The organism is Bartonella sp. ML69XJBT, from assembly GCF_028618515.1.
GTDB lineage: Bacteria > Pseudomonadota > Alphaproteobacteria > Rhizobiales > Rhizobiaceae > Bartonella.
Genome location: NZ_JAQITB010000076.1, coordinates 1 through 3,128, shown reverse-complemented (window position 1 = coordinate 3,128; position 3,128 = coordinate 1). Strand labels below are relative to the sequence as shown.

Genomic DNA, 3,128 nt, shown 5'->3' with positions numbered 1-3,128 from the left:
CATTATTGCGTTGTGCACGCAACCCTCTCGCTAGTATTTCATTGGTAAGGCTGTTTTTTGAAGCTGATTGTCATGATCTGTGTGTTTTAAAGAGAACGTTAACACCGATGTATCATGTGCAGTGGCACTCTGATAGTAAAATTTCACCATCATAACCCACAAAAACTCTTCTTACTGTTTTACGCACATTTCTGTTGCAGCAATATTTTTCTCCCACAGCGATCTAAACACTCTACCCACTTTTTATGCTTTTCTCACGGGACCAAACAGGAAAATCCATGCTCCACATTTCACGCCCCATACTGCGTGCTATAAAAAACACGCGCCTTTAAAAAGCAAAGGTTTACAAAAGGGCAAAACCCACAGCATTGTTGAAAAAACTGGGGGTATCAAAAAGCAGAGCGTTTGCGAACCGGTTGTTAGCGGACTTATGAAATGGAGACTCTTTATAGAATGAAATGGGCAAAAATTATCGGTAATTTGAGGCGTGTTTTGATTGTGAATGGTATTTTGCTGTAGTTTATCGAGTTTTTCAGCAATTTTGCAACTTTACCAGATCGAGAAGTGAATTTTAAGGTCATAAGGGTTGGAAATTTTTGCAGAAAAGGTCTCTGTGGGGCGCTTAAAGCAAGCGCTTGAGACAGCTGTAGAAAGGGCGATGGAGACTGTTGATCTCCAAGCAATGTTGCGCTCTCAATATGGTATGCCTCCATGGGAAAGGGATACGTTATTTTTGGTCAAGGGTGAAGACAAGATGGTGCCTTATGATTTGCGGCATTTGGCTGCCCTTGCTTTGCTTGGCAATGTGGAGACTTTGCTCTCTTATAGCAAAAGCTTTCCAGAAGGCGATCAACTTGCCTTGCAGGAAAAAACTTTTGATGCTTCTGTCGAAAAAGTGCATCTTGAACGGGCTATAGTGTTGGCTCAAGAAGTGGCAAGGCTTAAGCAATTCAATTATGATTTACTTGAACAGGTCGCAATAAACTTGTTTCCAGAAGAAACAGGGATCAGCTATCAATATTTTAGAGCCGGTGATCCGCTGGTGTGCAATCGTAAGAGGGCTTTGCATCAAAAATTTATTGAAGAGAAAAAACAACAACTAAGAGAACAGGGCTTTATTGTCTGCGAAGAGAAAGCGCTCTGTGAGGTCGATGGTAAAAATTATTGCTACGATATTCTTTATATTGTGGATGGGGAACTTAAATTTATGGATATTAAGAGTGCTTAAGGCAATCGGTTGTTGAGAAAAAGAAACAATTGCTTTATAAAAAATACAACAAGAGGGAATTTTAGAGCAATATGAATAATAAGGGGGGAAAATGAAAGGGAAAAACGGGGGCGTTGAGAAAAAAACACCTGCCTTTCAATTGAGAGTATTGAGCGTTTTTTCATGGCAAAAGGATAAAATGCTCTTAGGCAACTTTCTTATCATGTTTTGCACATTTTTTATCATGATGGCTCTAGAAGAGCCTGCTTGTGCAAAGCCTTTGAGCGAATTTTTCCAAGGGAGAAAATGGGGTGGTATGGGGCATGTGATTTTTCTACTCCCCATTTTGATCTGGCTTTTTCTTCTCACGCCTTTGCCTATTCTTTGGGGAATCCACAGCATCAAAGAGCGTAAATTGAAAAAAATACAGCAGTCAAAACAAGCAAATGAGTCACAAGATGAATCGATGAGGACGTAAATCTCATGGGTCCTGGTGCTATGGCTCTTATCATACCTGCCTTTTTTTTCACAGTTCTCACCATTGTGATTTTGGCTCTTTTGCTCAATATGATTATCGTTGCCCCTTATTATTCTGTTATCAAACGTTTCAGGCTCTATGCAAAGCTTAAACAATATAAAAGCATGATGAAAGAACAGCGACAGCCTTTTGATGATCTGCAAAAGAGTGAGATCAAAAAGCAAATTTTAGCGCTCTTGCCAGAAAAACACTCCGCTTTATACAAAAAATGGCTCACTTTTTCACGAAAAGATTATCTCAGCATATTCTTGATATCTCTTATTATTATGGCTTTCAAAGTGCATGTTTATAGAGCTTTTGCGCAGGAGTTGGATCTTAACGCTCATCATCTTGTAAGCCCTGACAGGTTTAAAGCATATACTATGCTGTTTATACTGCTGTTCTTGATTTCGGTATGTGTTTGTCTTACAGCCCCTGTTGTTTTGATACTGCGGGCAATATTAACTTCTCAGGTGAAGAAAAAGATCGGCAAATTGGAAGAACTCACCAAGCAACAGGACAATTCATAAAGAGAAGGGGAGGGAAAAATGCTTACAGAAAGTGCAAGAATTCTGATTGTAATGGGCATGTATTATGGGGTTAAGTTTGGGATTATCCTTGATGTTTTGTTAAGTGTAGCAATTGTGGCTCTGTATTATTCTTTTCTCAAGCGCTGCATAGCCTATTACAATGTGACAAAACAATTAAACAAAGCAATAAAAGAGCAGACATAGCGCTGTGCTATGGGAGAAAAAGAGAGATTTAAGCATAAAAGTTTTTTTCATCTGTATGTGTGTATGAATCATGTGCTGGGGTGCATGCGTGAAAAAGCATGGGTGCTTTTGGGTGTGGAGGAAGAAAGGTGCGATTGTAAAGTCTAAAAGAGCTTGTTCTGGCGGATTCTTGATATTTTAAAACGACCCTTGTGCATTTTTTTCGTATGCATGTCTGTTTTCTCTGTTGGGGATACCGCTTGCTGTGTTGTTTACTATAGCGATGGTGGCATTCTATCATTCTTTTCTCAAGGAGTTGCCTCCCACAAGGTTGGACAATGAAACAGGGCAATAAAAGAATGCTGTGTCATGGGAGAGAAAGAGGGGTAAGCTTACAGCATAGAAGTTGGTTTTGTGTTTCTTGATGTTGTAAAACAACCTGTGTGCTTTGTTTTCCTCTGGGTGTGACGTCATGTCAGGCGCTGGGGTGGGGTGTGTGAAAAAGCATATGCCTTACTTGGGGTGTGAAGTAAGGGGGGAGATCTTAAAGTCTAAAAGAGCTTGTTCTGGCGGATTCTTGATATTTTAAAACGACCTTTGTAAGATTTTACTTATCTGTGTACGTGATCGATGTTAGGTGCGGTGTGGAGCCTGTAAAAGAGCATGCGTATTTGCGGTGTGAAGTAAGAGG

General features: G+C 40.0%; 4 protein-coding genes. All 4 read left to right on the top strand.

The window, feature by feature from the left end:
- The first annotated feature begins 586 nt into the window (after positions 1–586).
- The 4 genes from PVV68_RS09880 (at position 587) to PVV68_RS09865 (ending at position 2,458) form a co-directional block, all read left to right on the top strand.
- A complete protein-coding gene (locus PVV68_RS09880) occupies positions 587–1,228 on the top strand; it encodes a DUF6990 domain-containing protein (RefSeq protein ID WP_273783000.1) in 642 nt (213 codons plus the stop codon).
- A 91-nt stretch (positions 1,229–1,319) separates the two neighbouring features.
- Complete coding sequence (locus tag PVV68_RS09875) at positions 1,320–1,685, top strand: hypothetical protein (protein ID WP_273782999.1); 366 nt, start codon at positions 1,320–1,322, stop codon at positions 1,683–1,685.
- Positions 1,686–1,705: 20 nt separating this feature from the next.
- Positions 1,706–2,254, top strand: a complete 549-nt coding sequence (locus PVV68_RS09870; protein ID WP_273722034.1) for a hypothetical protein — start codon at positions 1,706–1,708, stop codon at positions 2,252–2,254.
- Positions 2,255–2,272: 18 nt separating this feature from the next.
- Positions 2,273–2,458 carry a hypothetical protein gene (locus tag PVV68_RS09865; protein WP_273722036.1) on the top strand — a complete coding sequence of 62 codons (186 nt, stop codon included), beginning with the start codon at positions 2,273–2,275 and terminating at the stop codon, positions 2,456–2,458.
- Positions 2,459–3,128: the final 670 nt, after the last annotated feature.